The following is a 23,078-nucleotide window of genomic DNA, read 5'->3' as shown; positions in this document are numbered from 1 at the left end:
TATGAGCAACCCACTACGCGACGCCCGCGACCGGCGGCTTAACCGCATTGCCGGTCCGGGCGCGCTGGTGTTCTTCGGAATCACCGGCGACCTTGCCCGCAAGAAACTCATGCCAGCGGTCTACGACCTGGCTAACCGCGGACTGCTTCCCCCGAATTTTGCGATTGTCGGCTTCGGCCGCCGCGACTGGACGGCGCAGGACTTCGCCGACCAGGCCCGCGAATGGATCCTCGCCAGCGCCCGCACCCCCTTCAACGAAACCGTGTTCGCCCAGCTGGCCGCCGGCATGCGCTTCATCTCCGGCGCCTTCGACGATGATGGCGCCTACGAGAAGCTGGCCGCGACCCTGGACGAACTGGCCGAATCCCGGTCCACCGGGCGCAACCACGCTTTCTACCTCTCGATCCCGCCGAGCTGGTTCGAGGTTGTCTGCCAGAAGCTCTCCGAGCACAAGCTGGCCAAGGACAAGAACCCGGGCTGGGAACGCGTGGTCATCGAGAAGCCCTTCGGCCACGACCTGCAAAGCGCCCGCGAACTGAACGAGATCGTGGAGTCCGTGTTCCCGCCGGACGCGGTGTTCCGCATCGACCACTATCTGGGCAAGGAAACCGTGCAGAACCTGCTGGCTTTGCGTTTCGGCAACCAGATGTTCGAGCCGCTGTGGAACAACAAGTACGTGGACCACGTGCAGATCACCATGGCCGAGGACATCGGCATTGGCGGCCGCGCCAGCTACTACGACGGTGTGGGCGCGGCCCGCGACGTCATCCAGAACCACCTGCTCCAGCTGCTGGCGCTGACCGCCATGGAGGAACCCATTTCCTTCGACGCGGACCACCTGCGCAGCGAAAAGGAGAAGGTGCTCACCGCCGTCCAGCTGCCCGAGGACCTGGGCGCGGCCAGTGCCCGAGGCCAGTACACCTCTGGCTGGCAGGGCGCCGAGGAGGTCGTCGGCTTCCTCGACGAGGAGGGCTTCAACCCGAAGTCCAAAACCGAGACCTACGCGGCGGTGCGCCTGAACATCAATACCCGCCGCTGGTCCGGGGTGCCGTTCTACCTGCGTGCCGGCAAGCGCCTGGGCCGCCGCGTCACCGAAATTGCGGTGGTCTTCAAGAAGGCGCCGAACCTGCTGTTCACCGACCACAAGGACGACGAATTCGGCCAGAACGCGTTCGTGATCCGCGTGCAGCCCGATGAAGGCGCGACCATCCGCTTCTCCTCCAAGGTGCCCGGCACCCAGATGGAGATCCGCGATGTGACCATGGACTTCGGCTACGGCAACGCCTTCACCGAATCCTCGCCCGAGGCCTACGAGCGGCTGATCCTCGATGTGCTGCTCGGTGAGCCGCCGCTGTTCCCGCGCCATGAGGAAGTCGAGCAGTCCTGGCGCATCCTGGATCCTTTCGAGGAGTTCTGGGCCTCGCAGCCCACCCAGCCCGCTCCCTACGCTCCGGGCTCCTGGGGACCCGAAAGCAGCGATGAGCTGATGGCCAAGGATGGAAGGACCTGGAGACGACCATGATGATCGATCTTCCCAACACCACCACCTCCAAGGTGGCCAAGAAGCTGATCTCCTCGCGCCGCACCCACGGCGTGGTAGCGCTCTCCCGCGTGATGACCCTGGTGGTCATCACCCGCGAGGGGTTCGCCGAGAACGCGATCGAGGCGGCCAACCTGGCCAGCCGCGAGCACCCCTGCCGGATCATCGTGGTGGTCCGCGGCAACAAGTCCGAGGCCAACCGACTGGACGTGCAAATCCGCGTGGGCGGGGACGCCGGCGCCTCCGAGGTGATCGTGATGCGCACCTACGGCCCGGATGTCGTGGCCGACGAGGCGCTGATCTCCGCACTGCTGCTGCCCGATGCGCCGATCGTGGCCTGGTGGCCGCATGGCGTGCCGCAGGATCCGGCCGGCACCGCGCTGGGCAAGCTGGCGCACCGCCGCATCACCGATTCGGCGGAAACCGAAGACCCCACCGCCGCGCTGTTCAGCCGCATCGAGACCTACCAGGCCGGCGACACCGACCTCGCCTGGACGCGGCTGACCCTGTGGCGTGCCCAGCTGGCGAGCATCATCGACCTGATCGGCACCGAGGGGCTCTCGGGCATCACCGTGAAGGGCTCGGATAATTCCCCGTCCACCACCTTGCTGGCCGCCTGGCTGACCCTGTGCCTGGACGTCCCGGTGACCATCGCCGCGGACAAGTCCAATGGCGGGCTCTCCAGCGTCCGGCTGGCACGCGAAGCCGGCGACGTGGAGCTTTCGCGCCCTTCCGGCGCGGTAGCCCACCTTTACCTGCCCGGATCGGCCCCGCAACGCATCTCCCTGCCACGGCGTTCGGTGGCCGAATGCCTGGCCGAAGAGATGCGCCGCCTGGACGCCGATGACGTCTTCGGCGAGGTCATCACCAAGGGCCTGAACCTGACCAACCTGAGGAGCATCAGATCCAGTGATCGCTAGGCAAATACTGATCCATGAGAACCCGGAAGCTACCGCCCACGCCATTGCGGCCCGGCTGATCACCGCGATCGCCGATGCACTGGCCGCCCGCGGAGTTGCCCACGTGGTGGTGACCGGCGGTTCGCTGGGCATCGCCGCCCTGGAAGCCGTCGCGGCCAACCCCGCCAAGGCCTCGGTCAACTGGTCGCAGGTGCACTTCTGGTGGGGCGACGAGCGCTTTGTCGCCACCGATTCAGCAGATCGCAACGTGCTGCAGGCCGCAGCCCTGTTCGACGCGCTGGATGAATTGGGCCTGGACCGCGCCACCGTGCACGCCATGGGCGCCAGCGACAAGTACGAGTCCGCCGAGCAGGCCGCCGCGGCCTACGCCGAGGAACTGGCCGGGGAAGCCGAAGACAGCGCCTTGAACCCCGCGTTCGATGTGCTGATGCTGGGCATGGGCCCGGACTCGCATGTCGCCTCGCTCTTCCCGAACCACACCCGGTCCGATGAGCCAGGAGTCATCGCGGTCCACGACTCCCCCAAGCCGCCTGCGCACCGCGTCACGCTCACCATGGGCACCATCAACACCGCCAAGGAGGTCTGGCTGATCGTGGCCGGTGCCGACAAGGCGCCGGCGCTGGCCAAGGCCCAGCACGAGGTCAACGAGACTGCTGTCCCGGCCTCTGCCGTGCACGGCACCCAAGCGACCCGCTGGATCATCGACCGCGCCGCGGCCACCTTGCTCTAGCCTGCACCGCATCGCCGGTGCCGCGATCCTGCACTCCAGGATCACGGCACCGGCCTTTGCTTTCCCCTCGCCACCTGCCCGAAAGGTTCCCATGCATTCCGCCCCGCTGCCCGATGCCGCGCAGCCATCCCGCAAGGTCACGGTGATCGGCGCCGGCGTCATCGGGCTCTCCACCGCCCATGAGCTGGCTGCCGCCGGCCACCAGGTCACCGTCATCGCCGACCAGCTGCCGCTGCAGACCGTCTCCGCGGTGGCCGCAGCCATCTGGTTCCCGTACCACTCGGAGAACTCCGCAGCCGCCGATCTGCTGCTCGCCCGTTCGCTGGCACGCTTCGAGGAGCTCTCCGGCATCAAGGAAACCGGCATCGACCTGCGCCGCGGCCTGAATCTGGAAGCGTCCCCGGAGGAAGACCGCTCTTGGGCACAGATCGTCGCCAACGCCGCCGAAGCCCCGGCAGAAGACATCCCGCGCATTGCCGCCGCCGGCATGCGTGCCACCGTCCCGGTGATCACTATGCCTCTCTACCTCTCCTGGCTGCATGAACAAGCCTTGGCCAAGGGCGTCAAGTTCATCCAGCGCACCATCGAATCCATCGACGAGCTGCAGGAAGAGGCCGACGCCGTGGTATTGGCCACGGGCCTGCGTGGCGGCGAACTCACCAGGGATGACGGCACTGTCTACCCCATCCGAGGCCAGGTGATCCGCCTGGCAAACACCGCAGGGTTGGTCCACTGGCTCTGCTATGACGAGCATCCCCAGGGCGTTACCTACATCATTCCGCGCCGCGATGACATCATTGTTGGCGGTACCGACGTGGCCAACGACTTCAACGCCGAGGTCGACCCGCAGACCGCCACCGACATGCTGCGCCGTGCCATCGTCTTGGTCCCCCAGCTGGCCGGCTGCGAGATCCTGGAGCACAAGGTGGGGCTGCGCCCGGCACGCGAGACGATCCGCCTGGAGCGCGTCGACGGGCACGCTGTGCCTGTCATTGCGGCCTACGGCCACGGCGGGGCTGGGGTCACCCTTTCCTGGGGTACCGCACAGCGGGTCGTGGAATTGCTCGAAACCTAGCAGCACCAGCGTCCAACCGGCAGCTACGCTTTTCCGCGAGGCTGCCGGTCTGCTTTAACCGGCGGCGCGGCTGCGGCAGATCCGCCCACTCGCTCCCGCAGGTCCGCCATCAACCACGCGTCAGGTGACGGGAATCACCATTGACACCGGCTTTTCCGAGCGTATTATTTCATTCGTACTACTCGTCCCACGGTTTCGCGAGACGTTATTTCGACCATTGCGATCTCCATGAATCTTCACAATGCGCGGTCCGCCGCGCAGCACAGCGTGCTGGCCAAACCCGCACGCGCAGTAGCCTTCGCCTTTGCCGGCGCAATCCTCATTGGCGGGTTGCTCCTGGCTTCACCGGCGGCCAACACGCAAGGCACCTTCACATCCTTGGTGGACGGGATCTTCACCGCGACGTCAGCGGTGTGCGTCACCGGCCTGACTGTCTTGGATACGGCAACCCACTACACCCTCTTCGGCAAGATCGTCATCCTGGTCCTGATCCAGGCCGGCGGCCTGGGCCTGATGCTCGTCGCATCATTGCTGAGCATGCTGGTCATGGGCCGCATCGGCTACCTGACCCGGCTCTCCACCCAGCGGGAAAGCTCCGCCGTTTCCGGCGCCGACGTGCGCACCTCGGCATTGATGATCATCAAGCTGTCGCTGGCTATCGAATCCGCAGTGGCGCTCGTCTTGGCCCTCCGCTTCTGGCTGGCCTACGACTACGACCCCGCCAGGGCGATCTGGCATGGCCTGTTCCATGCGGTCTCTTCCTTCAATAACGCGGGATTCGCCCTCTACTCGAATAACCTGATGGATTTCGTGGCGGATCCGTGGCTATGCATCCCCATCAGCATCGCCATCATGCTCGGCGGCTTGGGCTTCCCGGTTCTGGTCCAGCTCAGGCATCATTGGCGGAATTCGCTGAAGTGGACGATGAACACTCGTCTGGTCCTGCTCATGACCGCATTGCTGCTGCTTGGGGGCACCATTTTCATCACCGCCATGGAATGGTCCAATCCGAAGACGCTGGGCGAGCTTGAACCTGCCCAGCGGATCCTGGCTGGATTCTTCCACTCAGTGCAGACACGTACCGCTGGCTTCAATTCCATCGATATCGGCGCGATGCATCCAGCATCCTGGCTGGGCATGGATGTGCTGATGTTCATCGGCGGAGGGCCGGCCGGCACCGCCGGCGGCATCAAGATCACCACGGCTGCGATCCTGCTGTTCATCATCATGACCGAACTTCGCGGCGAGACCGCCGTCAACGTCCTGGGCAAGCGCCTGTCCCGCTCGGTCCATCGCCAGGCCATCACGGTGGCGCTGATGGGCGTAGCGGCGGTATTCGTCGGCACCATGGGACTGCTCCTGCTGACCGGCTACTCCCTGGATCGCTGCCTCTTTGAAGCCACCTCCGCATTCGGCACCGTCGGGCTGTCCACCGGCATTACCCCGGATTTGCCGGACCCTGCCAAGGGCATCCTCATTGCATTGATGTACCTGGGCCGCGTCGGGGTCCTCTCGCTGGGCTCCGCGCTGGCCCTGCGCGATCGAAAAGCGCTCTACGAACTCCCCAAGGAAAGGCCTTCAATTGGCTAAGCTACTGAATTTTCGAAATGACGCCAAGGGCCTGTCGAAAGCGAACTCCGTTGCAGTGATCGGGCTCGGGCGATTTGGCGAATCCCTGGCCCTGGAACTGATGAAGTCCGGTACCCATGTCCTGGGCATTGACGTGCACGAGAACATCGTCCAGTCCCTGAACGGGGAATTGACTCAGGTGGTTCGCGCCGACGCCTCAAGCCGGGAAATCCTTGAACAGCTCGCGATCCACGAATTCGACCGCGTGGTGGTTGCCGTAGGCAGCCACCTGCAGTCATCCATCCTGTGCTGCTCGCTCTTGGTCAGCATGGGGATCCCGCAGATCTGGGCCAAGGCGCAGGACGATCGGCACGGTCTGATCCTGGAGCAGCTCGGAATCCACCACATCGTCTACCCGGAGAAGGATATGGGCAAGCGAGTCGCCCACCTGGTGCGCGGATCCATGATGGACTACCTGGAAGTCGATCCAGGCTATGCCATGGTGAAAATGAGCGCACCAGCCACATTGCACGGTGTGAAACTCAGTGATGCCGGGGTACGCAATAAATACCGGGTGACCATCGCTGCCACGACCAATGCGGCCGGCGAATGGAAGAACACGGACGGAAACACCGTCCTGCAGACCGGAGACAAGATCCTCGTGCTGGGATCGATTGCCGATACCGAGAAGTTCGGGCAACTGGCCTGAGACGCGCAATAGGCGCCTTCCACATGATATGGAAGGCGCCTATTGACTGCTACGGAAGGGTACTGCCTAGGCTTCGATGCTGAATCGCAGGACCAGAGCGAGGCCGATAATCACGGCACCCCAGATCAGACCAAGAATAATGGTGATGCGGTTCAGGTTGCGCTCGGCTACACCCGAAGATCCCATTGAGCTGGTCATGCCGCCGCCGAACATGTCGGACATACCGCCACCACGGCCCTTGTGCAAAAGGATCAGCAGGGTCAGCAGGACGCTTGTAATGCCCAGCAATACCTGCAAAATGATCTTGATAATATCCAAGTCGACGGTTCCTTAGTTAGATTCAGTCGGTGACGAGATGATGCTCGAACCTGACAATATTAGCAAATTCCTCGGCATCCAGGCTGGCACCGCCAACCAACACGCCATCAACATCGCGTTCGCGCATGATCGATGCGGCATTTGCTGCCTTAACACTACCGCCATAGAGCAGTTGAGTCTTCTCGGCAATCTCTGCACCGAAGCGTTCAGCCAGCGCACCGCGAATTGCGGCGCACATTTCCTGCGCGTCAGCTGGTCCGGCAACTTCACCCGTACCGATGGCCCAGACTGGTTCGTAGGCGATGACCAGGCTTGCGGCCTGCTCAGCGGTTACGCCTTCCAGCGATTCAGCCAACTGGTCCAGGGTGAATGCCACATGCTCGCCGGCCTTGCGTACTTCCAGGCCTTCGCCGACGCAGAGCATCGGGGTCAGGTCGTGGCGGTAGGCAGCAGCCAGCTTGGCGGCAATCACCTGGTTGGTTTCATTGTGGTACTCGCGACGCTCGGAGTGGCCTACCAATACGTAGGTGCAGCCGAGCTTCTTGAGGAACTGCCCCGAAATTTCACCAGTGTACGCACCTGAGTCCTGTGCGGACAGATCCTGGGCACCGTAGACGATATCCAGTTTGTCGCCCAGGGTCAGCGTCTGCACGCCGCGGATGTCGGTGAAGGGAGGGAACACTGCGACCTCGGCACGATCGTAATCGTGCTCATGGTCCTTCAGGGTCCACGCCAGCTTCTGCACCAGGGTGATGCCCTGGACGTGGTCCATGTTCATCTTCCAGTTGCCGGCAATCAGCGGCTGGCGCACAAAGGCGCCGTTCTGCGAAATGGTCATTATTAGCCTTCCAATGCGGCAACACCCGGCAGGGTCTTGCCTTCGAGGTACTCCAGCGAAGCGCCGCCACCGGTGGAGATATGGCCGAAGTCATCCTCCGAGAAGCCCAGTGCGCGCACGGCTGCAGCGGAATCGCCGCCGCCTACGACGCTGAACGCTTCCGAGTCCGCCAGAGCCTGCGCGACGGTACGGGTACCTTCGGCGAAAGCAGGGATCTCGAAGACGCCCATCGGGCCATTCCAGAATACGGTATTTGCACTGGTGATGTAGCTTGCGAACAGTTCAGCGGACTTTGGTCCGATGTCCAGGCCAAGGCCGTTGGAGCCGAAGCTGGCTTCTTCGATCTTGTCTGCGGCCAGCACCTCGTGCTCTGCGTCGGCACCGAACTTGCTTGCCACTACGACGTCGCTAGGCACGATGATGTCGCAGCCGAGCTTCTCGGCCCGCTGCAGGTATTCCTGGCAGGTCGCGATCTGGTCTTCTTCAAGCAGCGAGCTGCCAATGGCGAAGCCCTGCGCCTTGAGGAAAGTGAAGGCCATGCCGCCACCGATCAGCAGCTGATCGGCCTTGCCCAGTAGGTTGTCGATGACAGCGAGCTTGTCCGATACCTTGGACCCTCCAAGCACCACAACGTATGGGCGCTTCGGGGCCTCGGTCAGGGTCTTGAGGACCTTGACCTCGGTAGCAACCAGGTCGCCCTGGTAGCTAGGGAGCAGACTGGCGATGTCGTAGACCGAAGCGTGCTTCCGGTGCACAGCACCGAAAGCGTCGTTCACGTAAGCGCCGTTCTGACCGGTCAGCGCAGCCAATTCCTTGGCGAACTCTTCGCGCTGCGCATCATCCTTGGAGGTTTCGCGAGCATCGAAGCGGACGTTCTCCAGAACCAGCACGGAGCCCTCTTCGAGGTTTGCCGCCAACTGGCGAGCGGAGTCGCCCACCACGTCTTCGGCAACAGCGACGTCGAAGTCAGCCAGTTCGTCCAGGCGGTTAGCCGCAGGAGCGATGGAGTACTTGGCATCGACCTGGCCCTTGGGGCGTCCCAAGTGGGCCATTACGATGACCTTTGCGCCAGCTTCAGCCAGCTTGCCGATGACTGGCAGCGACGCGCGGACGCGGCCATCATCGGTCACAGTTGCACCGTCGAGCGGTACGTTCAGGTCACTGCGGACCAGAACGTACCGTCCGCGGACGCCGTTGTCAGCGATCAATTCGTCAATGGTGTGAGAAGACATGTCTCTAGGTTATCGACTAGAGGCTGGATCCCACGAATTCAACGAGGTCAACAAGTCGCGAGGAGTAGCCCCACTCGTTGTCGTACCACGCGACGACCTTCACGCTGTTGCCCATCACGGTGGTCAGACCGGAGTCGAAAACTGCCGAGTGGGGGTTGGTCACGATGTCCGAAGAAACCAGTGGATCGGTGGAGTACTCAAGGTATCCGCTCAATGCACCCTCGGCAGCTGCCTTCTCGAATGCTGCGTTGATTTCTTCCACAGTTGCGGTGCGGGCCAGGTTCACGGTCAGGTCGGTGGCCGAACCGGTTGGAACTGGTACGCGCATAGCGTAACCGTGCAGCTTGCCCTTCAGCTCTGGGAGCACCACGCCGATGGCCTTTGCGGCACCGGTCGAGGTCGGGATGACGTTCAGCGCCGCGGCGCGGGCACGGCGTGGGTCGCTGTGCGGTGCATCCTGCAGGCGCTGGTCTGCGGTGTAAGCGTGGATGGTGGTCATCAGGCCATCAACAATGCCGAACTCTTCGTTCAGCACCTTGGCTACTGGAGCCAGGCAGTTGGTGGTGCATGACGCGTTCGAAATGATGGCGTGGTTTGCAGGATCGTACTTGTCCTGGTTGACGCCCATCACGATGGTGATGTCTTCATTCTTGGCAGGAGCCGAGATGATGACCTTCTTCGCGCCAGCAGCTACGTGCTTCTTGGCGTCTTCTGCGTTGGTGAAGAATCCGGTCGATTCAATGACGACATCGACGTTCAATTCGCCCCATGGAAGGTTGGCTGGCTCGCGCTCAGACAGAACCTTGATACGGCGTTCTCCGACGACGATGGTATCGCCGTCCACGGATACCGGCTCGCCCACTGGGCCGAGCACGGAATCGAACTTCACCAGGTGAGCAAGCGAATCGATTGAACCAAGGTCATTGACGGCGACGATTTCAATGTCTGCCTTATGGGCCAGAACTGCACGCAGGAAGTTGCGTCCGATACGACCGAAACCATTGATTCCAACACGGGTTGTCACGTGACTATCTCCTCTAAATGGGATGATGATGCCACGACCGCACGCGAGCGGAGGTGGCCTTCTTTAAGAGGACACTCCGTTGTGCCGTGCTTGCGGATCCCAACGAATTGCCGGGATCCGCAACACACTTGAAACATACTACGCTACATTAGCGCCGAATGTGAGCTAACTTACCAGATAAGTCTTACTTACCTGGAAGGATCAGCGCTGCTGCGCCGTTGCGGGCAGCTTCGAAACGAGCCTGGACATCTGCCCAGTTCACGATGTTCCAGAATGCCTTGACGTAGTCAGCCTTGACGTTGACGTAGTCCAGGTAGAAGGCGTGCTCCCACATGTCCAGCATCAGCAGCGGGGTGGTTGCCACTGGGATGTTGCCCTGCTGGTCGTACAGCTGCTCGATGACCAGCTGGCCGCCCAGTGCGTCGTAAGCCAGCACTGCCCAGCCCGAGCCCTGCAGGCTCATGGCCGAAGCGGTGAAGTGGCCACGGAAAGCGTCGAACGAACCGAAGAAGTCGTCGATGGCCGCTGCCAGCTCGCCCTCAGGCTTGTCGCCACCCTCTGGGGACAGGTTGTTCCAGAAGATCGAGTGGTTGGTGTGGCCACCCAGGTGGAACGCCAGGTCCTTGGACAGCTTAGGGATATTGCCGAATTCGCCCTTTTCGCGAGCTTCAGCCAACTGCTCCAGTGCCGAGTTTGCGCCAGCAACGTAAGTTGCATGGTGCTTGGAGTGGTGCAGTTCCATGATGCGAGCCGAGATGTTCGGCTCCAGTGCGGCGTAGTCGTACTGCAGTTCTGGCAGTGAATAAACAGCCATGATTCTCCTCAATCTTCTCAATTGGTTGAATCTCCGCGGGAGGGCTCCCGCGGGGACATTTTAATGTTCCAGTTCATCTCCTGGAACGCTGGACTCCGTACCTGGTATTCCCAGATCGCTCGCCTTTTTATCCGCCATAGCCAAAAGGCGGCGGATTCGGCCAGCGATGGCGTCCTTGGTCATTGGCGGTTCGGCCATGCGGCCGAGCTCATCCAAGGAGGCTTGCTTGTGCTCAAGGCGCAGCAGTCCCGCATAGCGCAAGTGCTCGGGAACCTCGTCGCCCAAGATGCCCAGTGCACGCTCAACGCGGGCACCGGCAGCTACCGCTGCCTGGGCACTGCGCCGCAGGTTGGCGTCGTCGAAGTTCGCCAAGCGGTTCGCCGTCGCGCGCACTTCCTTGCGCATGCGCCGTTCTTCCCAGACCATGAGCGCATCGTGAGCGCCCATGCGGGTCAGCAGTTGGGCGATGGCATCGCCATCACGGATCACAACGCGGTCCACACCGCGCACTTCACGCGCCTTGACCGTCAGTCCCAGGCGGCGAGCTGCACCGACCAGCGCCAAAGCGGCTTCTGGCCCAGGGCAGGTGATTTCCAAAGCGGAGCTGCGTCCGGGTTCGGTCAACGATCCGTGGGACAGGAATGCGCCGCGCCATACAGCTTCAGCGTCGGCGGTAGAACCGTTGACGATCACCGAGGGCAGGCCGCGTACCGGCCGGCCGCGCTGGTCAAGCAGGCCAGTTTGGCGTGCAAGCACTTCGCCGTCCTTGGAAACACGCACAATGTAGCGGCTCCCCTTGCGGATGCCCGATCCGGAAACCATGACGATTTCGGCATCGTGGCCGTACAGCTCGCCGATAGCAATCTTCAACCGCCGGGCCGTCGCCGCGAGGTCCACTTCTGCTTCGATGACAATTCGTCCGGAGACGATGTGCAGCCCGCCGCTGAAGCGGAGCATGGTCGAAACCTCGGCCTTGCGGACCGATGGCTTGCGAATCTCTACCCGCGACAGCTCGTCTTTGACGGAAGCCGTCAATGCCATGAATCAAACTCCCTTACTTGGATCTTCCTAAGACCCGATCGCGGTAAACACCTCGTGATAGGCCGCCGCTAGTCGCAACGGGTCGTGCACAGCACGACCGTCAGATACTCCTACTGTACTAAAAAAGACACGCGCACCGAGTTTTTGCGCTGCCAGCTCAAATCGACCCCTGTTAAGAATCTTTGATTCGTCGGCAATAATTGCATCGAATTTGACCTCGGGTGCGTAACGTCCCAGCACCTCCAAGTGCGCCGCGGCGTCCATCCCGGAAGTCTCTGCCGTATCAAAGGCCAGGTTCATGGTCAGCAGCTTCTTGGCCGTGGTCGATGCCAGGGCCTGGCGCATATCCGGCAGCAGCAGATGCGGGAGCACCGAGGTGTACCAGGAACCGGGACCGAGAATCACCCAGTCCGCCAGATCGATGGATTCCAGCGCTTCGGAGCAGGCCGGCGCATCGGACGGTTCCAGGTACACGTGGGTAACCAGGCCGCCGGAACCGGCGCGAGCCAGCTTGGCCTGCCCATCGATTCGGCGACGCACCAAGGTGTCGTTCACCGGGTCGGATTCAAGAACCTCGCCATGGATGGACAGCGGAACCGTGCTCATTGGCAGGACCTGCCCGCGCGCGCCAAGCAGGGCACCTGCCCAACGCAGGCCAGCTACCGGGTTATCGAGCAACTCCCACAGCGCCAGGATCAGCAAATTGCCAACGGCATGGCCGTTCAATGGCTCGTCGGCGTTTTCGGTCGATTCAAAGCGGTACTGCATGACATCGCGCCAGGTACGGCCCCAGTCATTGTCGTCGCACAGCGCAGCCAGCGCCATGCGCAAGTCTCCCGGGGGCAGCACATCGAAGGATCCCCGAAGCCGCCCGGAACTGCCGCCGTCATCGGCCACCGTTACTACGGCGGTGAGGTCGGTAGTCAGACGGCGCAGGGCAGAGAGCGACGAGGACAGCCCGTGTCCCCCGCCCAAGGCCACCACCGATGGGTTGCGGTAATCATCACTTCGAGTCAGTCCCTGGATCGGGATCGGACCTGTAGCAAAGGCCATGGCGGCTACTCACGCCCCAGATCACGGTGGCTGATATTCACCCTGACGTTCGGGAACTGCGCCAGGCGCCGGCCCAGCTCAATGGTGCTTGCTACCGAGCGGTGCTTGCCGCCGGTGCAGCCCACGGCAATAGTCGCGTAGTGCTTATTCTCGCGGCGGTAACCTTCAAAGACCGGTTCCAATGCCTTGAGGTAGTTCTCGATGAACTCGCTCGTGCCTTCCTGGCTCAGCACATAGTCCGACACTTCCTTGTCCTTGCCTGTCTGCGGGCGCAGTTCAGGTACCCAATGGGGGTTGGGGATGAAACGGACATCTGCCACGTAGTTGGCATCAGCGGGCAGGCCGTACTTGAACCCGAAGCTCATCACGTTGATGCGCAGGATGATCGGCCCGGATTCGCTGAACAGTTCGTTGACTGCACGTGCCAGGTCGTGCACCGACATGGTCGTGGAATCCAAGATGATTTCGGCAGCTTCACGCAATTGATCGGTGATCCCGCGTTCGCGCTTGATGCCGTCGACAATGCGGCCGTCATCCTGCAGCGGATGCGGCCGGCGACCCTGCTCGAAGCGGCGGATCAGCACCTCGTCGCTGGCGTCGAGGTAGACCAGGCGGAACTTCACCCCGCTGGCTGTCAGGTTCGCCAAGGCATCGCGGATTTCCGGGAACATTTCCTTGGAGCGCACGTCCATCACGACAGCCATCTTCGGGATGGAGCCCTGCGAACGGCTCATCATCTCCGTCAAGGGTCCAAGCATGGCCGGTGGAAGGTTCTCCACTACGTACCAGCCCTGGTCTTCCAGAGCATGCGCGACTGTGGTGCGACCGGCACCTGACATGCCGGTTACGATCACGAGTTCGGACTCAGGGGGTTTTACTGCTTCATACTCAGCGGTCATATCACAAGGCTAGTCGACAATTTCGCCTGTAGTCATATTCACACCGGTTAATGAAGCGTCTTCTAGGGACTCTTTGATGGAAGTCGCAAGTTTTTCACCGACTCCTGGCACGTCCATCAGCTCCTCGATGCTCGCCGCACGGATCTTCTTCATCGACCCGAAGTGCTTGCGCAGGGCAGCCTGCTTGGACTTGCCCAGCCCCGGGATCGCGTCCAAATCCGAGGCGATCATGGATTTAGCACGCTTGGCGCGGTGGAAGTTGATCGCAAAACGGTGCGCCTCGTCGCGAAGCCGCTGCACCAAATACAGGGCAGCTGAGGCACGCGGCAGGATCACCGGGAACGGATCGTCGGGCAGCCACAGTTCTTCCAAGCGCTTAGCCAGGCCGACCACTGGAATGTCATCGATTCCCAGGTCGTCCATGGCCTTCTGCGCCGCGGCCACCTGGGGCGGTCCGCCGTCAACGATCACCAGAGATGGCGGGTAGGAGAATCGCTTCTTTTCCTGCTCACCGGTTTCTTCATCCACTTCCCCGGTTGCAAAGCTCTTGGGGTCGACCTTCTCCTTCAGATAGCGGCTGAAGCGACGGTAGATCACGTCGTACATGCTGGCGGTATCATCGCGTGCTGCATCACCGGTGATGGAGAACTTTCGATATTCGCTCTTCTTGGGCAGCCCATCTTCAAAGACCACCATGGAAGCAACCACGTTGGTGCCTTGGGTATGCGACGCGTCATAGCATTCGATGCGAAGCAGTGCTTGTTCGGCTCCCAGTGCATCCTGCAGTTCCTGCATCGCCAGCGAACGCGTGGTGATATCACCTGCTCGCTTCGACTTGTGCAGGCGCAGCGCTTGTTCGGCGTTCTCCACGACGGTGGATGCCAGTGCCGCCTTGTCGCCGCGTTGGGCGACGCGCAAGGAGACTTTGGAACCGCGCAGCTCGGTGAGCCAGGTCGTGACATCCTCAATGTCTTCGGGCAGAGTCGGAACCAGGATTTCCTTGGGAATCCGGTCCGCGTGATCTGCGTAGACCTGGGTGAGAAGCTGCTCGACGAATTCAGCGCCGGTGGTATCCGCAACCTTTTCGACGACCCAGCCTCGTTGCGAACGGATACGGCCGTCGCGGACATGGAATACCTGCACGGCGGCTTCCAATTCATCGCCATGAATGCCGAAGATATCAGCTTCGGTACGGTCGTCAAGGACCACGGCGTTGCGTTCAAAAACTCTGTTCAGTGCGGCAATGTCATCGCGATAGCGGGCGGCCTTCTCGTATTCGAGTTCTGCCACCGCCTCTTGCATCTTGGCTGTCAGGGCCTTGGTGAACTTAGTAGCCTCGCCGCTCATGAAGGTGCATAGGTCATCAGCCAGTTGACGGTGGTCTTCTTCGCTGATGCGCCCCACGCAGGGCGCCGAGCATTTGTCGATGTACCCCAAGAGGCAAGGGCGACCCGATGCTTCGGCACGCTTGAACACGCCCGGCGCACAGCTGCGCACCGGAAAGACCCGCAACAGCGTATCGAGGGTTTCCCGGATGGCCTTGGCCGGATAGAACGGCCCGAAATACTTCACGCCCTTGCGCTTGTCCCCGCGCATGACCAGGGCGCGCGGGTACTTTTCGTTCAAGGTGACGGCAAGGTACGGGTAGGTCTTGTCATCACGGAAAACAATATTGAACCGGGGATTGTATTCCTTGATCCAGGAGTACTCCAGCTGCAGCGCTTCCAATTCGGAACCCACCACGGTCCACTCCACGCTGCCGGCAGTGAATACCATGGCCCGGGTTTTGGGCGTGAGCCGGTCAGGATTGGCGAAGTAGGAGGTCAAGCGGTTGCGCAGGACCTTGGCCTTGCCAACGTAGATGACACGGCCGTGTTCATCGCGGAAACGGTACACGCCCGGTTTCGTGGGAATGTCCGAAGTTCTCGGACGGTAACTTGCCGGATCAGCCATGGTCTATTTCGCGTCCGGTGGCAGCTGGTTGTAGGAATCGACGCGTTCCTGGCCGGAAAGCTCGGCAATCGCATCGACGATCCGGTCCGTGGCCTGGCGGCGCTGCGGCAACGGGTGCTTGCGTCCGAGCTGGTCGAAGTACAGCGGCTCGCCATAGTGGATATGGAATTTGGCAGGACGGAAACCCTTGGAACCAGCAGGCTGCAGCTTCTCCGTGCCGATCAAGCCCACCGGCACCACTGGTACACCGGTGGTCAGCGCCAGCCAGCCCACGCCGGTGCGTCCGCGGTACAACTTGCCATCGCGCGAGCGAGTGCCCTCGGGGTAGATGCCGATGCCCTTACCGCCTTCGACGATTTCCACCAGGGAATCGAGGGCGGCAACCGAAGCTGCCTGTTCGCCACGCTGCACCGGAATGGATCCCACGGATTCGAAGAAGGTCTTCATCACCTTGCCCTTCAGTCCCGGAGTGGTGAAGTATTCCGCCTTGGCGAAGAACGCCACGTCACGCGGGGTCAGCGCCTGAATGATCAAGGAGTCGAAGAATGACAGGTGGTTGGAGGCGACAATGAAGCCGCCTTCCTTGGGAACGTTCTCAAGCCCGGTCACTTCCGCACGGCAGACACCGTGGATGACGCCCCGAATCGACGAACGGGTCATGGTGTAGATGCTCATCTACTTTGCACCTTCCTGCATGAGGTCATCGTCGAGGTTCAGCGTGTTTGCCAGCTGTGCTCCGAGCAGGAGCTCAGCAAGGTCCCGGGTTGTCGCCACAGTTGCGCCTGCCTGCTGCAGTTCATCGTCCTGGGCAAATCCCCACGCGACGCCGACCGAAGCCACCGAATTCTCGCGGGCGGCATCCCAATCGTAGTAGCGGTCCCCCACAACGACGCTGCTCGCCGGGTCCAGCTGCCCGTGCTCCAAAGCCTCAGCGACAATGTGCGTCTTGCTCGAACCCATGCTCCCGTGCTCATCCGCGTTGCCGTGAATCGCATCGAGATGCTCATCCAGCCCCTTGCGTGCAATGAGCTGGCGCGCAATGTTGATGGGCTTGGCCGTGGTCACTGCGACGTAGATCCCGGCCGCGCGCAACGCGTCCAGGAGCGCCGCAATGCCCGGGTAGAGCACGGATTCGGCCATGCCCACCTCGGCATAGCGGGCGCGGTAGGCCGCGATGATGGAGTCGATGTTCCCGTCGGTGACGCCGTCAAGCGTACGCAGCCCGATTTGGAGGGGCGGGCCTACCAGCGCTTCAACTCGTGCTTCGCCCGGATCGGCCAAACCATGGGAGGTGACCGCGTGGCGGATACCCGAAGTTATGGCACCGGCAGGGTCCACGAGGGTCCCATCCAGATCGAAGAGCACACTTGTTACCGACATATTCACCTAGCCATCTTCCCATGAAGCGGACGCGGGTTAGCAATCCATAACTGAAATCGCATATGTCGAACATTCTCCGCCAGGCATTACAGGATCTCGGAGAGGAACTTCCCGGTGTGCGATTCGCCCACCTTGGCCACCTTTTCCGGGGTGCCGGCAGCCAGGATCGTGCCGCCGCCTGAGCCGCCTTCCGGGCCGAGGTCGATGACCCAGTCAGCCGACTTGATGACATCCAGGTTGTGCTCGATGGTCAACACGGTGTTGCCCTTGTCGACCAATCCCTGCAGCACCTTGAGCAGCTTGCGGATATCTTCGAAGTGCAGACCGGTGGTCGGCTCGTCCAGGACGTAGATGGAGCGGCCATTGGAACGCTTCTGCAGTTCCGCAGCCAGCTTCACGCGCTGGGCCTCGCCACCGGAGAGGGTGGTTGCCGGCTGCCCCAGGCGCACATAGCCCAAACCCACGTCCACCAGCGTGCGCAGGTGGCGGGCGATCGGGGTGAAGGCACTGAAGAACTCGGCGCCTTCGGCAATCGGCATATCCAGCACATCGGCAATGTTCTTGCCCTTGTACAGCACCTGCAGGGTTTCGCGGTTGTAGCGGGCGCCCTGGCAGACCTCGCAAGGCACGTAGACGTCCGGCAGGAAGTTCATCTCGATCTTCAGCGTGCCGTCACCCGAGCAGGATTCGCAGCGTCCGCCCTTGACATTGAAGGAGAAACGGCCCGGCTGGTAGCCGCGCAGCTTCGCCTCGTTGGTCTCCGCAAACAGCTTGCGGATGTGGTCGAACACGCCGGTGTAGGTCGCAGGGTTCGAACGCGGGGTACGGCCGATGGGCGACTGGTCCACGTGGACCACCTTGTCCAGGTGCTCCAGGCCCTGCACGCGGGTGTGGCGGCCGGGCACCTGCTTGGCGCCGTTGAGCTTGTTGGCCAGCACCTTGTACAGGATGTCGTTGACCAGGGTGGACTTGCCCGAGCCGGACACGCCGGTCACCGCGGTCAGCACGCCCAGCGGGAACTCCACCGACACATTCTGCAGGTTGTTCTCGTTGGCACCGACCACCTTGAGCTTGCGCTCCTTGTCGATCTTGCGGCGCTTGGACGGGATGTCGATCTGCTTGCGGCCCGAAAGGTAGTCTCCGGTCAGCGACTTGGTGTTCTGCTTCAGGCCCTCCAGGGATCCGGAGTGCACCACTTCACCGCCGTGCTCGCCGGCGCCCGGGCCGATGTCCACGATCCAGTCGGCTTCGGCAATGGTGTCTTCGTCGTGCTCCACCACGATCAGGGTGTTGCCCAGCGATCGCAGGTGCAGCAGGGTGTCGATCAGGCGGCGGTTATCGCGCTGGTGCAGGCCGATGGACGGCTCGTCCAGAACGTAGAGCACGCCGACCAGGCCCGAACCAATCTGCGTAGCCAGGCGAATGCGCTGCGCCTCGCCGCCGGACAGGGTGCCGGCAGCGCGTTCCAGGGTCAGGTACTCCAGTCCGACGTCCAGCAGGAACTTCATGCGCGCGTCGATTTCCTTGAGCACCTGCGCGGCGATCTGCGCCTCTCGCGCGGTGAGCACGATCGTGGAGAGGAATTCCGCGGCGCTGCGCAGGTCCATGGCGGCAACTTCAGCGATGGAACGCCCGCCCACCAAGACCGAGAGCGACGCCGGATTCAGGCGTGCGCCGCCGCAGGTAGGGCACGGGATCTGGCGCATGTACTGCTCGTAGCGGTCGCGGGCGTGATCCGATTCGGTTTCCTGGTGCTTGCGGTGCACGTAGGAGATGACGCCCTCGAAGCCGGTGGAGTACTTGCGCTCGCGGCCGAAGCGGTTCTTGTACTGCACGACCACCTTGTGGTCCTTGCCATTCAGGATCGCTTCGCGGGCAGCGGCCGGCAGGTCCTGCCACTGGGTGTCCATGGTGAAACCCAGCTCATGGCCCAGGCCTTCGATCAGGCGGTTCCAGTATTCGGTGGTGGCCTTGCCCAATGACCATGGGGCGATCGCACCCTCGGCCAGGGTGACCTCGGTATCCGGGACGATCAGGTGCTCATCGACCTCCAGCTTGGTGCCGATGCCGGAACAGGCCGAGCAGGCACCGAACGGGTTATTGAAGGAGAAAGTACGCGGCTCGATCTCATCGATGGCCAGCGGATGCTCATTGGGGCAGGCCAGGTTCTCGGAGAACGCGCGCACGCGCTGGGGATCATCCTCGTCCAGGTCCACGAAGTCGGCCAGCACGCGGCCTTCGGCGATGCCCAGGGCCGTTTCGATGGAGTCGGTCAAGCGCTGGCGGGCATCTTCCTTGATGGCCAGGCGGTCGACGACCACCTCAATGGTGTGCTTGACCTGCTTGGCCAGCTTCGGCGGATCGTTCAGCTGGATGGTGGTGCCGTCAACGCGGGCACGGGCGAAGCCCTTGGAAGAGAGCTCCGCGAACAGGTCGACGAATTCGCCCTTGCGCGAGCGCACTACCGGGGCGAGGATCTGGAAGCGGGTTTTCTCCGGTAGCTCCATCAGCTGGTCGACGATCTGCTGCGGAGTCTGCTTGGAGATCGGTTCGTGGCAGATCGGGCAATGCGGACGGCCCACGCGGGCCCACAGCAGGCGCATGTAGTCGTACACTTCGGTAATCGTGCCCACGGTGGAACGCGGGTTGCGGCTGGTTGACTTCTGGTCGATGGACACCGCTGGCGACAGGCCCTCGATGAAATCCACATCGGGCTTGTCCACCTGGCCGAGGAACATGCGGGCGTAGGCAGAGAGCGATTCGACGTAGCGTCGCTGGCCTTCGGCAAAGATGGTGTCAAAGGCCAAGGAGGACTTGCCCGAGCCGGAAAGACCGGTAAAGACAATCATTGCGTCACGCGGGAGATCAATGTCCACGTTTTTCAGGTTATGCTCGCGTGCACCCTTGACGACCAGGCGAGTCAGATCAGTTCTTTTACTCTGCGATGAAATAGCCACGAGGCAATACTAATCGAAAACTACTTCGAATACGTGTACGAATGGACGCAACTCACAGTTAATTCTCCAATCCCCTGATCCGGCACACGGCGAGCGCCATGCGTGCTCGTGCATCCACCCGAAATGTCGACCGGTGAGCCGGCATCCCTGCGAACCCAGACCGGACCACGACGACCCATTCGAGGTACCGGTTGCCCTTGGAAACCCGCGCTCACGGGATGGACTGACCGGCTCCCAAGTTTCTCGCTGGCATGCTGCCTCAGCGCCGGCATATGCCGGACCTCCCCGAAGCCTGCTGTTCCGAACTGGAATCGACGGGCCCTATGGTCGAATACGTTGGCTGGCGAATCACCTAACCGTTCGGGATCCACCGAGCGCTGCCAACCTGCCGCACTCAACTCTGGCGTTCACCCAACAGGTGACCGTCTCCGGCTCAAGCCGTTTGAGCAACGTCATGAACCATCGCGCTCCTGCGCCTGCCACGTGTGCAACACCTCCCGAAGATCGCAGCTATCTCGTGGATGCCAATGAGCGGCGAGCGCATACCCCGTGTTGCATGAGCGATAAAAGGATAAAGTTCGTCATTCGGTTCACGCGTCAATCAGGGGCATCGCAATCACTGATCCGCAACGCAATTGCATCGCGAACCTCGCCAAACGTTCCGCCTAGTGGCGTCATCCGCGGTGTCGAGGCCATCCAGCAGCAATTTTTTCCTTGCGAGCATTCAACATCTTGAGGTACCGCCAGATCGTTTCGTTTCATGCCCCTCGCCTGTCACTACACCAGAAGGGGCATACGAAACGGCCGGCTTTCCTGTGAATCCATGAAAGTTCTGCAATTCAAGTCAGCATGTGGTGTGCTCCTGTATGCGACCGGCTTACGGGACAGCCTCGTGTGGTGGGCTCTCGAGGCTATGTGTGGTTCTGCGATGAACTTAGCCAACAACTTTTCGTCTGGAGACTGCCTGGAAACAGGGATCATTCGATCGAGTAATGTAACGGATGTGGCTCAACTTCGTGCCGCTTGACCTTGGGAGCACCAATGACCGTTCTGACCGCTGATTCGCCATGGACGCGGTTCTGGAACCACGGAGCTTGGTGGAAAGCAATAGGACTGGCCGTTGCCTACCTCGCCCTCTATGAGGGAGCGAGCCTCTTGATAGGGGTTGTAGTCGGGGGTGACATCGGCGAGCCCAACAGTCCGAAGTATCTCCTGCTCGGATACCTTGTACCGATTGCTATTGGCGGGCTGATTTTGGTGGCCTTCGCTGCATCCGTCGGGTGGCTAAAGGACCTTTTTGGCCCTCAGCCGATTCGAGGTGGGCGCTGGATGTGGATCGCCGTCATCGCGGTGCTGCTGTTCAACGTCTTACGCTTCGCATCGATGGACTACGCGAAGGCTGGCTTCACTGTCGTGGCGCTTTGGATTCTCATCGGACTGTTGATCGGCTTCGCCGAGGAAGTTCTCACCCGTGGACTCGTGGTCAACATGTTGCGCAAGGCGGGCCACGGTGAGATCGCAGTTGCGCTCGTCTCTGCCGGGGTTTTCGCGCTGCTTCACTCGGTCAACCTTCTCAGCGGTCAGGCTCTGGGACCGACGCTACTTCAACTCGGTTATACCTTCATGTTCGGTATCCTCATGTACTTCGCGCTGCGCGTGACCGGAAACCTCATCTGGCCGGTGTTGCTCCACGCTAGTACCGACCCCAGCATCTTCCTTCTCGGTACCTACCCCTCGGGTAGTGCCCTGGGCAGCATCGCCAGCCTCGGTAACGTCGTGGTTATCGCTGTAGGCCTAGTCCTAGTGTTCTTCATCCGCGGGCGCCTGGTTGATAGCTCCAGACTTGCCGTTTGATGGGTGAGCTAGCGGGCTAGTTGATGGAGGGGGCGCCCCCGTCGAAGGTCTGAGGGCCGTCGGCGCGAATAGAGGGCTCATGGATCAAATGACGCTCCACAGGACAAAGTATTGACCTGCTCACGCAAATTAACCGCCCCTCCGCCTCCAAATTTCTTCATTGACCCTCAAGCGACCACACCGTCCCGTAGACCGTTCGCTTACTGGGACTGTTCGTCTCTGGCTTTCTGCCCACCAGGCAGGATATCGAGCATGATGTACATCAGATTACCCACAGGGCCTTCCCCAGGAGGCGGATTTTCCAGCTGGTGCTCCATCCGAGCGCGGAGCTCTTCGCCGGTGTCGGGCCATGGAACAAAACTTGTAGGTCCGGTGTATCTGCCGAGCTGGGCATACCCCTTGGAGCACAGAGCCAACACAGTACCCGTGGCCTCTGCAATGGCCTCGTCCTCGCTCAGGACATTGCCCTTGGCTTCGTTGATGATCCCCATGATGTGGAGGAACAGGACCCAGTCGTCTACGCCGTTTTCGATGATCTCAAGTTCGATGTCGATCAGCGGATCAATCATGGAGTCTCACCGATGCCTAGGAAATAAATAAGCCTTCTCATTCGCGTTCACCTTGCCTGGTCACTTAGATCACCGCAGCCTGCAACAAGCCGTTCTGGATCAGTTCAACGAGAGTCTTCCCATCCCAGGCAACGTCCCGTTGGACGTTCCCCACATGAGCATATGGATGGGTACAACCCGATACATATGCTCGTAATAAGACCTGCTACTTCCTTTTCCCTTTCATTACTGGTCAAATCGTCAAATACGGAAATTAATATAGTAAGCATCCGCACTGCAAAGCGGCATCTGGCGCCTTCCTGCCAGACCAGTGCCACCAAGACCAAGACATCGGCCACCACACCCAAACTGAAAAAGTAGGAGCAACACCGTGAAAATTGGAGTCATCGGCGCCGGCGGCGTCGGCGCATACTTCGCCGCCGCCCTGGCCAAAAGCGGATCCGAAGTGCACCTACTGGCCACCGAACGCCACATCGCACCAATCACCGACCACGGGATCACCATCACCACCGGGGACGGGAGCCCCGGCTTCACCACCCTACTGGCCAGTGTCAGCACCACGGCAGAATCCATCGGCACGTGCGACGCGGTCATCCTGGCCTG

Annotated in this window: 21 protein-coding genes; 8 read left to right on the top strand and 13 right to left on the bottom strand. The window is 61.5% G+C overall.

Annotated elements, in window-relative coordinates:
* Position 1: 1 nt before the first annotated feature.
* The 6 genes from zwf to ACNPN0_RS05725 all read left to right on the top strand — a co-directional run bounded on the left by zwf (position 2) and on the right by ACNPN0_RS05725 (position 6,543).
* Complete coding sequence (gene zwf / locus ACNPN0_RS05750) at positions 2-1,522, top strand: glucose-6-phosphate dehydrogenase (protein WP_448938854.1); 1,521 nt, start codon at positions 2-4, stop codon at positions 1,520-1,522.
* Entirely contained in the window at positions 1,519-2,460 is a 942-nt protein-coding gene (locus tag ACNPN0_RS05745) for a glucose-6-phosphate dehydrogenase assembly protein OpcA (RefSeq protein ID WP_105656658.1), read from the top strand. Before zwf ends, ACNPN0_RS05745 begins: the two co-directional genes overlap by 4 nt.
* Complete coding sequence (gene pgl / locus ACNPN0_RS05740) at positions 2,450-3,190, top strand: 6-phosphogluconolactonase (RefSeq protein ID WP_105656659.1); 741 nt, start codon at positions 2,450-2,452, stop codon at positions 3,188-3,190. Before ACNPN0_RS05745 ends, pgl begins: the two co-directional genes overlap by 11 nt.
* 91 nt (positions 3,191-3,281) lie before the next feature.
* Complete coding sequence (locus ACNPN0_RS05735; protein ID WP_448938444.1) at positions 3,282-4,265, top strand: NAD(P)/FAD-dependent oxidoreductase; 984 nt, start codon at positions 3,282-3,284, stop codon at positions 4,263-4,265.
* 228 nt (positions 4,266-4,493) lie between these two features.
* Entirely contained in the window at positions 4,494-5,855 is a 1,362-nt protein-coding gene (locus ACNPN0_RS05730) for a TrkH family potassium uptake protein (protein ID WP_448938443.1), read from the top strand.
* Positions 5,848-6,543 carry a potassium channel family protein gene (locus tag ACNPN0_RS05725; RefSeq protein ID WP_388022272.1) on the top strand — a complete coding sequence of 232 codons (696 nt, stop codon included), beginning with the start codon at positions 5,848-5,850 and terminating at the stop codon, positions 6,541-6,543. Before ACNPN0_RS05730 ends, ACNPN0_RS05725 begins: the two co-directional genes overlap by 8 nt.
* 66 nt (positions 6,544-6,609) lie before the next feature.
* On the opposite strand, the gene secG is transcribed toward ACNPN0_RS05725, so the two are convergent.
* From secG to uvrA, 12 genes are all read right to left on the bottom strand, one after another.
* On the bottom strand, positions 6,610-6,861 hold the full coding sequence (secG, locus tag ACNPN0_RS05720) for a preprotein translocase subunit SecG (protein ID WP_105656662.1): 252 nt from the start codon (positions 6,859-6,861) through the stop codon (positions 6,610-6,612).
* Between the two features lie 22 nt (positions 6,862-6,883).
* A complete protein-coding gene (tpiA, locus tag ACNPN0_RS05715; RefSeq protein ID WP_388022275.1) occupies positions 6,884-7,699 on the bottom strand; it encodes a triose-phosphate isomerase in 816 nt (271 codons plus the stop codon).
* A gap of 2 nt (positions 7,700-7,701) precedes the next feature.
* Positions 7,702-8,931, bottom strand: a complete 1,230-nt coding sequence (locus ACNPN0_RS05710) for a phosphoglycerate kinase (RefSeq protein ID WP_105656664.1) — start codon at positions 8,929-8,931, stop codon at positions 7,702-7,704.
* Positions 8,932-8,947: 16 nt separating this feature from the next.
* Complete coding sequence (gene gap / locus ACNPN0_RS05705; RefSeq protein WP_105656665.1) at positions 8,948-9,955, bottom strand: type I glyceraldehyde-3-phosphate dehydrogenase; 1,008 nt, start codon at positions 9,953-9,955, stop codon at positions 8,948-8,950.
* Between the two features lie 184 nt (positions 9,956-10,139).
* Positions 10,140-10,769: a superoxide dismutase gene (locus ACNPN0_RS05700; RefSeq protein WP_105656666.1), complete on the bottom strand. Its 630-nt coding sequence runs from the start codon at positions 10,767-10,769 to the stop codon at positions 10,140-10,142.
* A 60-nt stretch (positions 10,770-10,829) separates the two neighbouring features.
* Positions 10,830-11,810 carry a DNA-binding protein WhiA gene (whiA, locus tag ACNPN0_RS05695; protein ID WP_105656667.1) on the bottom strand — a complete coding sequence of 327 codons (981 nt, stop codon included), beginning with the start codon at positions 11,808-11,810 and terminating at the stop codon, positions 10,830-10,832.
* A gap of 27 nt (positions 11,811-11,837) precedes the next feature.
* On the bottom strand, positions 11,838-12,863 hold the full coding sequence (locus tag ACNPN0_RS05690; protein WP_448938442.1) for a gluconeogenesis factor YvcK family protein: 1,026 nt from the start codon (positions 12,861-12,863) through the stop codon (positions 11,838-11,840).
* Positions 12,864-12,868: 5 nt separating this feature from the next.
* The gene (gene rapZ, locus ACNPN0_RS05685; RefSeq protein WP_448938441.1) at positions 12,869-13,762 is read right to left on the bottom strand and encodes an RNase adapter RapZ; all 894 of its coding nucleotides are present in this window, start codon (positions 13,760-13,762) and stop codon (positions 12,869-12,871) included.
* Positions 13,763-13,771: 9 nt separating this feature from the next.
* Entirely contained in the window at positions 13,772-15,715 is a 1,944-nt protein-coding gene (gene uvrC / locus ACNPN0_RS05680; protein ID WP_388022282.1) for an excinuclease ABC subunit UvrC, read from the bottom strand.
* Positions 15,716-15,718: 3 nt separating this feature from the next.
* On the bottom strand, positions 15,719-16,390 hold the full coding sequence (locus tag ACNPN0_RS05675) for a lysophospholipid acyltransferase family protein (protein ID WP_105656671.1): 672 nt from the start codon (positions 16,388-16,390) through the stop codon (positions 15,719-15,721).
* Positions 16,391-17,095, bottom strand: coding sequence for an HAD hydrolase-like protein (locus tag ACNPN0_RS05670; protein WP_448938440.1), 705 nt, complete (start codon positions 17,093-17,095; stop codon positions 16,391-16,393).
* Between the two features lie 86 nt (positions 17,096-17,181).
* The gene (uvrA, locus tag ACNPN0_RS05665) at positions 17,182-20,052 is read right to left on the bottom strand and encodes an excinuclease ABC subunit UvrA (protein ID WP_448938439.1); all 2,871 of its coding nucleotides are present in this window, start codon (positions 20,050-20,052) and stop codon (positions 17,182-17,184) included.
* 1,041 nt (positions 20,053-21,093) lie between these two features.
* On the opposite strand from uvrA, the gene ACNPN0_RS05660 reads away from it, so the two are divergent.
* On the top strand, positions 21,094-21,906 hold the full coding sequence (locus tag ACNPN0_RS05660) for a CPBP family intramembrane glutamic endopeptidase (protein ID WP_388022291.1): 813 nt from the start codon (positions 21,094-21,096) through the stop codon (positions 21,904-21,906).
* A gap of 200 nt (positions 21,907-22,106) precedes the next feature.
* Here ACNPN0_RS05660 and ACNPN0_RS05655 read toward each other — a convergent pair whose 3' ends face one another.
* Positions 22,107-22,475, bottom strand: coding sequence for a hypothetical protein (locus ACNPN0_RS05655; RefSeq protein WP_388022294.1), 369 nt, complete (start codon positions 22,473-22,475; stop codon positions 22,107-22,109).
* A 370-nt stretch (positions 22,476-22,845) separates the two neighbouring features.
* On the opposite strand from ACNPN0_RS05655, the gene ACNPN0_RS05650 reads away from it, so the two are divergent.
* A partial coding sequence (locus ACNPN0_RS05650) for a 2-dehydropantoate 2-reductase N-terminal domain-containing protein (RefSeq protein WP_448938853.1) occupies positions 22,846-23,078 on the top strand: 233 nt, incomplete at its 3' end.

This window comes from Glutamicibacter sp. AGC84 (genome assembly GCF_053543575.1).
The sequence above is the reverse complement of the archived record's forward strand: the minus strand, read 5'-3'. Positions and strand labels throughout refer to the sequence as shown.